Genomic DNA, 7,534 nt, shown 5'->3' with positions numbered 1-7,534 from the left:
GTCGGCGGGCGCGCGGAAACCGTTCCTCCGAGAGGGGGACGGTGCGCTGATCCGTGCGGACGGGTGCGGGTAACCGGGGCGCGAGGGCTGGTTCCCGCGCGGGTGTCATCAGGACGGGCGACACGGCACGGGCGCGCGAGGGCGGGGAGTGCGGTGGTGTGGGCGGGGGTGTGTGGTTGACGGGCGCGCCACCCTGCGGGCGCCGGTTCGCGCCCTGGGGGACTCCGATGTACGGGCCGGGGTGCGCGCGGCGCGGGCCCGCCGTACGCCCCGGGCCCCACGCGGACCGGCACATGCCCGGTGCCTCACCCGCCCCCGCGCCCCCGGCGTACGACGGCGCCCGGCCGGCCAGGGTGTACTCCCCGGCCGGCCGCGCGCCGGTGCTGTGACGGGTGGGTGCCGGTCAGATGTGGCCGACGCCGGCGCCCGCCTCCGCGTTCTCGCCGCGTTTGGTGAACACGGCGACCAGGGCCGCGACGACGGCCACCGCGCAGGCGACCGTGAAGGCCAGGCACATGCCGGAGGTGAAGGTCTCGTGGGCGACGGAGGTGATCTTCTGGGCCAGCTCCGGCGGGGTGCCCGGCGGCACCGGTGCGATGCCGACCGAGACGGCGTCGGACGCCTGGGACAGCTGCTCGGGGGCGACCGGCGGCAGCTGCGCCGCCTTCCAGTTCTCCGGGAGCCGGTCCTCGACGCGGGAGGCCATCACCGCGCCCAGCACGGCGGTGCCGAGGCTGCCGCCGACCTGCATCGCGGCCTGCTGGAGACCGCCGGCGACGCCGGACAGCTCCAGCGGCGCGTTGCCGACGATGACCTCGGTGGCGCCGACCATGACCGGCGCGAGGCCCATGCCGAGGAGGGCGAACCAGAGGGACATCGTGCCGGTGCCCGTACCGGTGTCGAGGCCGGACATCCCGTACATCGCGACGGCGGTCAGCACCATGCCGCCGACCAGCGGGATACGGGGCCCGAACTTGGTGATCAGGGCGCCGGCGAGGGGCGAGCCGACGATCATCATGCCGGTGAGCGGGAGGAGGTGCAGGCCGCTGTCGACGGGGCTCATGCCGTGCACGTTCTGGAGGTAGAACGTGACGAAGAACAGGCCGCCCATGAAGGCGAAGGCCATCAGCACCATCAGGACGGTGCCGGCGGTCAGCGGCACGGAGCGGAACATCCGCAGCGGGATCAGGGGCTCGCGGACCTTGGTCTCCAAGACCGCGAAGAGCGCGAAGAGGACGACCGAGCCGATCAGGAAGCCCCAGGTCTTGACGTCTCCCCAGCCCCATTCGGACGCCTTGATCAGCGGCCAGATGAGGCAGAACATCGCGCCGGACAGCAGCGCGATGCCGGGGATGTCGAAGGAGCGGGGGGCGTTCTCGGCGCGGTGGTCCTTGAGTATCAGCAGGCCGAGGACGAGCGCGAGGATGCCGACCGGGACGTTGATGAAGAACACCGACTGCCAGCTGACGTGCTCGACGAGCAGACCGCCGGCGATCGGGCCGCCGGCGGTGGACGCGCCGATCACCATGCCCCAGATGCCGATCGCCATGTTGAGCTTCTCGGCGGGGAAGGTCGCGCGCAGCAGGCCGAGCGCGGCGGGCATCAGCAGCGCGCCGAAGAGGCCCTGGAACACCCGGAAGACGATGACCCAGGCGACCGCGCTGGAGAAGCCGATCGCGGCCGAGGAGGCGGCGAAGCCCAGGATGCCTATGAGGAAGGTCTGGCGGTGGCCGAAGCGGTCACCGAGCTTGCCCGCCGTGATCAGCGAGACGGCCAGCGCGAGCATGTAGCCGTTGGTGATCCACTGGACGTCGGCGAGCGAGGCGTGCAGATCCTCTTTGATCGCCGGGTTGGCGATGGCGACGATGGTGCCGTCGAGCGCGACCACCATGACGCCGATGGCGACGGAGAGCAGGGTCAGCCACGGGTGGCCGCGTAGCCCTTTGCGGGGCTCGGTTTCGGGAAGTTGCGGTGCCGGGTCGTCGGCGACCGAGGTCTGGGAGCTCATACCGGCAGGTTAATGTCAGCCACTGACAGTTGACAAAGTGATTCATGAGTCGGTAACTGTCATGTCGCTCACAGGTATCCTGATCAGCGAGAACACGAAAGGCGGCGCCGAATGGTCACCTCGACGCCGTCGGCGGGGAGCGCCGGCGGATTGCGCGAGCGCAAGAAGCAACGCACCCGCGACGCCCTCGTCCGGGCGGCCCTCGGACTCTTCACGACCCGGGGCTACGACGAGACGACGATCGACGAGATCGCCGCCGCGGTGGACGTCTCCCAGCGCACCTTCTTCCGCTACTTCGCCAGCAAGGAGGACGTCGCCTTCGCCGTCCAGGCGATGGTCGAGGAGCGGTTCCTGGAGGTCCTGCGCGACCGCCCGTCCGGCGAACCCCCGCTCACCGCGCTGCGCGAAGCGGTGATGCAGGCGTGGGACGACATCGGTGCCGCCATCGAGGCGGTCGTCCCCGTCGACCTGTACATGCGCGCCTTCCGGGTGATCGAGTCGACGCCCGCGCTGGTCGCCGCCCATCTGCGGCGCTCCGTCGAGATGGAGGAACGCGTCGCCCGGCTGATCGCCGAGCGCGAGGGCGTGGACGTGGACGCCGACCCCCGGCCGCGCGTCATGGTCGCCGCCTTCGGCGGGGTGATGCGCGCGGCCGGGAAGACCTGGGGCGAAGGGCACGAGTGCAGTGTGGCGTCCCTCGCCGAGGTGACCCACTCCTACCTCGACCACGTCGGCCCGGCCCTCGCCGACGACTGGCGCGCCGCCCGGTAGGCCACGCGGCGCGCCCGGTTTGGTCGAATCACCCGGTGTGAAACGTGACATGGCCCACGACCCCCTCGGTCACGGGCCCGCGTCTCCTACCCTGGCTCGCGGTGACTTCTTTCCCCGGGCTCGGCCCCTCCTTCGGTTTCCTCCAGTCCGCCACCTGGCGTGCGACGCTCGCCCTGGTGGTGGTCTTCGTGATGCTCGCCCTGACCGGCTGGACCGCGATCAGAGCCACCAAGGAGGACGCCGACCCGCTGGCGACCGCCAAGGACGCCTGGCGCCACGCCTCCTTCCGCGGACACCGTCTGCCCGACCCGGACCGCGGCGGCCCGGCCGCCGTCCGCGCGTTCTTCGCCTCGCTCGACCGCGCCGAACGCCTGCGCCTCGCCGACCGCTATCCGCTGGTCGTCGGCAACCTCGGCGGCGCCCCCGTCCCCCTGCGCTACCACGCCAACCGCACGGCGCTGGCCCAGGCGCGGGAAGTGGCGCGCGAGCACGCCGCCGACCGCCGGCTGACCCCCGTCGGCCGGCAGACGGCCGCGCGGCTGGAGCACCGCCTCGGCTCCCTGATGAGCCCCGGCCGCCGCATCCTGGCGTTCGACCCGGCGGGCGGCGGCCGGGCCGCCGAGGTCTTCGGCGACCTCACCCGCGCCCGCCACATCTCCGTCGTGGTGCCCGGCGTGGACACCAACCTCACCACGTTCGAACGCACCGAACGGGCCCAGGCCGCCCCCGTCGGCATGGCGCGGGCCCTCTACGCCGCCGAACGCACGGCCCGGCCCGACGCCCGTACGGCCGTGATCGCCTGGGCCGACTACACCGCGCCGGCCGGCCTCGGCATGGAGGCCGCCACCGGGCAGCTCGCCGCGGCCGGCGCGGCCCGGCTCGACGCGCTGACGCGGTCCCTGCCGTCCGCCGCCGAGGTCTCCCTCTTCTGCCACAGCTACGGCTCGGTGGTGTGCGGCATCGCCGCGCGCGACCTGCCCGGCTCCGTGCGCGACATCGCCGTCGCGGGCAGCCCCGGGATGCGGGCGGACAACAAGGCCGCGCTGGGGACCCGCGCCCGGGTGTGGGCGATGCGCGACGCCGACGACTGGATCCAGGACGTGCCGTACCTGGAGGTCGGCGGCATCGGCCACGGCGCCGACCCGGTCGACCCGGCGTTCGGCTCCCGCCTCCTGTCGGCCCACGGCGCCTCCGGGCACGCCGGGTACTTCGTCCCCGGTACCCGCAGCCTCAGCAACTTCGCGCTGATCGGCGTCGGCGCGCCCGCCCTGGTGACGTGCGCGGCCGACGACCGGCACTGCCGCGCCGGTCTGGCCTGACCCCGCGTCACCGGTGTGCCGTCCGGATGTACGGCACACCGGTGTCCGGAAGGGGGACGGGCGGGCGGCCGCCGCCTACGATGAGCCGTATGGGTGACGTGCTGGCCGGTTATCACGCCGTCTGGGAGTTCCGTCCGGACTCCGTACTCATCCGCTTCGCACGGGGGATCCGCAGGCCGAAGCTGTTCCAGGCGCTCGGCGAACGACACGTCCCCTACGAGGCGCTGAGCTCCGTCGAGCTGTCCGGGGGCAGACGCGGCACGGTGGTGCTGCGCGCCTCGCCCCGGCCGGGCGCCGACCCCCTGATGGAGGCGGCCGACGGGCAGTTGACGGAGGACACCGACCCGTACCGGCTGGTGCTCCCGGCCGAACGGGAGGAATCCGCGGTCCGCTGCGCCGACGCGCTGCGCGCCGCACTGGGACCGCGGGCCGGGGAACCGTCCGACCGCCATCTGGTGGACGCGCCCGGACCGCCGCTGCGGTTCAAGGCGTACGACGCCAGGGCCGAGTTCGACGGCGGTACGGTGACCTTCCGCTGGTCACGGACGGGGGCCTCGTCGGCCAAGTGGCGCTCCGGGGACCGCAGTTACCCGGTGGCGGAGCTGGCCGGGGTGGAGTGGCGCAGCCCCGGCGGCGACCAGGGGCATCTGCGGCTGCTGGAGCACGGGGCGCGCACGGCGCGCACCGAGGCGCCCGACCAGGACCCCGCGGCCGTCGTCCTCGGCTCCGGGTACGGGCCGGTCCACGAGTCGCTGCCGTTCGCCGCCGCCGTCCTGCACGCCGTACGGGCCGCGGGGCCCGCGCCGCGCGTTCCGGTGTGCGCGGCGGCCCGGGAGCCCCGGGACCCGGCCGGGGTCGCGGACCGCATCCGGCAGCTCGGTGAGCTGCACCGGGCCGGGCTGCTGACGGACGGTGAGTTCCGCGCGAAGAAGGCCGAGCTGCTGGCGGAGCTGTAGCGCCCGTCGCGGGCGGCCCGCCCGCGACGGGCCCGGGTCATACCGTGGTAGCAGGCGCCCGGCGCGAGGCGGGCCGCGGGGAGGACGCCGCTGTCAGTGGGGTCGCATAGATTGGCCGGACGATGACGACACGGCCCCAGGCACCGGAGCGGGAGCGGACACCCGGCGCGGCCCTCACGCCGGTCCGCGACCGGGCGCTGCGCGCCGCCCGGCGGACGCTGCGCCTGCTCACCAGCGCCCTCGGCACCCCGACCGACCCGGGGAAGCCGCTGCTGGGCACGGCCCGCAGACGCTGGGTGCGCCGCCTGCCGTACGTCGTCGCCTTCGTGCTCACCGCCGTCCTGCTGCCGACGTCGATCCCGTTCCTGATCGGGACCTACGGCCTGGGCGGCGGCCTCGCCGGGGCGCTGGGGGTCGCGCAGACCCTGCCGCTGCTGATGGCGGTGACCCGGCCGTTGCAGGCATGGTGGGTGATCTTCTCTGCCGATGTGCTGTGCGCGGTGCTGGTCATCGGCGCGGACGGCAGCGCGGGACGGCCGTGGCCCTGGCCCCCGACGGTGATCATCGGCTATCTGGGGCTGATGCTGGCGCTGTCGCTGCGCGAGGGCCGCCGGACAGTGGTCGCCGTATGGGTGACGACCGGGGCCGCGGGCCTGCTCTCGCAGACGGCCGCGCCCCCGGACAGCACCGACACCTGGCTGCTGATGTTCGTCCTGAGCGGTGTGATGCTGCTGATGGGCGCCGCGTGGCGGGAGCGCGGCGACGCCCAGCGCAGGCTGCTGGAGCAGGAGACCATCAGCGAGGCCGAACGCGCCCGCCGCACGCTGCTGGAGGAACGCACCCGGATAGCCCGCGAACTGCACGATGTCGTCGCCCACCACATGTCGGTGATCACGGTGCAGGCCGACAGCGCGCCCTACCGGATCGGCGGGCTGCCCGAGGAGGCGCGGGAGGAGTTCGGGGCGATCGCCGCGTCCGCCCGTGAGTCGCTGGCGGAGATGCGGCGGCTGCTGGGCGTGCTGCGCAGCGAGGAGACCGAGCGGGAGGGCGGCCCGCAGAAGGCGCCGCAGCCCGGTCTCGGCCAGCTGCCCAAGCTCGTCGAGGCGACGGTCCGGGCGGGTGTCCCGGTCGAACTGTCCGTCCCCGGCGAGCCGATACCCCTCGAACCGGCGGTGGGCCTGTCGGCGTACCGCATCGTGCAGGAGGCGCTGGCCAATGTGGTGCGGCACGCGCCGGGCGCGCCGACCCGGGTGTCCGTGACCCGGGCGGACGACGCGCTCCTCACCGTCCTGGTGGTCAACGGGCCGCCGCCCTCGCCGTCCGCGCCGCTGGAGCACAACGGCACCGGCCACGGTCTGGTCGGGATGCGCGAGCGGGTGCGCCTGGTGGACGGCTCGCTCGACACCGGCCCGCTGCCCGACGGCGGTTTCCGCGTCGCCGCCCGGCTCCCCCTGTCCCCTCCCGTCCGCCCCGCAGCGAAGGACGCCGTCTCCCCATGACCATCCGAGTGATCATCGTCGACGACCAGGCCATGGTGCGGGCGGGCTTCGCCGCGCTGCTCGCCGCGCAGAGCGACATCGAGGTGGTGGGCGACGCGCCGGACGGCGCGCAGGGCGTCGGACTGAGCCGCCGGGTCCACCCCGACGTGGTGCTGATGGACGTCCGGATGCCGGAGATGGACGGCCTGGAGGCGGCCCGCCGGCTGCTCGACCCGCCGCGCGGGGTGGAGCACCGCCCCAAGGTGCTGATGCTGACGACCTTCGACGTCGACGACTACGTCTACGAGGCGCTGCGCGCGGGCGCTTCGGGCTTCCTGCTCAAGGACGCGCCGCCCGCGGACCTGATATCCGCGGTGCGGGTCGTCGCGGCGGGCGAGGCGCTCCTCGCGCCGTCGGTGACCCGCCGGCTGATCGCCGACTTCGCCCGGCAGCGCCCGGCGCCCCGCACGGACCGCGAGGCGCTGCGGCTCAACGACCTCACCCCGCGCGAGACGGAGGTACTGGGGTTGATCGCCCGGGGGCTGTCCAACCAGGAGATCGCCGCGACGCTGGTGCTCGCCGAGCAGACCGTGAAGACCCATATCGGCCGGGTGCTGGCCAAGCTGTCGCTGCGCGACCGCGCCCAGGCGGTGATCTTCGCGTACGAGTCGGGGCTGGTGGCACCCGGCGGCCGGTGAGCGGACGGCCGGTCCGCCGCTCCGGGCGGCGGCGCGGGCGCGCGGGGCGGGGCGACCTCGGGTGATCCCGCCGGCGGGTGCCCGAGCCCGCCCGTACCTCTCCGGTACGACACCGCCCCGGGGCCTGCTACCCGGGTATCACCCGTACTTGGCGCCGCGGGGTGACGTCTCGTCACCCACCCTCTTCCTACGTTTCCCCACGTCATCACGTTGGAAGAGGGAGACGCCACCATGTCCGTGCTGCGGGCCGCCGCGCGGCGCAGCAAGCGCACGCTGATCACCGCCGCCCTCGCGCTGGCCGTCG

6 protein-coding genes are annotated in these 7,534 nt (G+C 74.1%); 5 read left to right on the top strand and 1 reads right to left on the bottom strand.

Annotation, left to right across the window (positions count from 1 at the left end; genetic code table 11):
- Positions 1 to 403: 403 nt before the first annotated feature.
- Positions 404 to 2,008, bottom strand: a complete 1,605-nt coding sequence (locus tag AC51EU_RS24380; protein ID WP_496269203.1) for an MFS transporter — start codon at positions 2,006 to 2,008, stop codon at positions 404 to 406.
- 111 nt (positions 2,009 to 2,119) lie between these two features.
- Between AC51EU_RS24380 and AC51EU_RS24375 the strand changes: the two genes are divergently transcribed.
- From AC51EU_RS24375 to AC51EU_RS24355, 5 genes are all read left to right on the top strand, one after another.
- On the top strand, positions 2,120 to 2,779 hold the full coding sequence (locus AC51EU_RS24375) for a TetR family transcriptional regulator (RefSeq protein WP_496269202.1): 660 nt from the start codon (positions 2,120 to 2,122) through the stop codon (positions 2,777 to 2,779).
- Positions 2,780 to 2,880: 101 nt separating this feature from the next.
- The gene (locus tag AC51EU_RS24370) at positions 2,881 to 4,098 is read left to right on the top strand and encodes an alpha/beta hydrolase (RefSeq protein ID WP_496269201.1); all 1,218 of its coding nucleotides are present in this window, start codon (positions 2,881 to 2,883) and stop codon (positions 4,096 to 4,098) included.
- A gap of 89 nt (positions 4,099 to 4,187) precedes the next feature.
- Positions 4,188 to 5,054, top strand: coding sequence for a DUF4429 domain-containing protein (locus AC51EU_RS24365; RefSeq protein WP_496269200.1), 867 nt, complete (start codon positions 4,188 to 4,190; stop codon positions 5,052 to 5,054).
- Between the two features lie 122 nt (positions 5,055 to 5,176).
- Complete coding sequence (locus AC51EU_RS24360; RefSeq protein WP_496269199.1) at positions 5,177 to 6,553, top strand: sensor histidine kinase; 1,377 nt, start codon at positions 5,177 to 5,179, stop codon at positions 6,551 to 6,553.
- Positions 6,550 to 7,230 carry a response regulator gene (locus tag AC51EU_RS24355; protein ID WP_496269198.1) on the top strand — a complete coding sequence of 227 codons (681 nt, stop codon included), beginning with the start codon at positions 6,550 to 6,552 and terminating at the stop codon, positions 7,228 to 7,230. Before AC51EU_RS24360 ends, AC51EU_RS24355 begins: the two co-directional genes overlap by 4 nt.
- The last annotated feature ends 304 nt before the right edge of the window (positions 7,231 to 7,534 follow it).

The organism is Candidatus Streptomyces philanthi, assembly GCF_059553635.1.
Note: the sequence above shows the minus strand (reverse complement) of the source record. Positions and strands in the feature narration are given on the sequence as shown.

Excerpts from the sequence above, each read along its gene's own strand:
- AC51EU_RS24380 (WP_496269203.1), bottom strand. The coding sequence starts at position 2,008 with ATGAGCTCCCAGACCTCGGTCGCCGACGACCCGGCACCGCAACTTCCC.
- AC51EU_RS24375 (WP_496269202.1), top strand. The coding sequence starts at position 2,120 with ATGGTCACCTCGACGCCGTCGGCGGGGAGCGCCGGCGGATTGCGCGAG.
- AC51EU_RS24365 (WP_496269200.1), top strand. The coding sequence starts at position 4,188 with ATGGGTGACGTGCTGGCCGGTTATCACGCCGTCTGGGAGTTCCGTCCG.
- AC51EU_RS24360 (WP_496269199.1), top strand. The coding sequence starts at position 5,177 with ATGACGACACGGCCCCAGGCACCGGAGCGGGAGCGGACACCCGGCGCG.
- AC51EU_RS24355 (WP_496269198.1), top strand. The coding sequence starts at position 6,550 with ATGACCATCCGAGTGATCATCGTCGACGACCAGGCCATGGTGCGGGCG.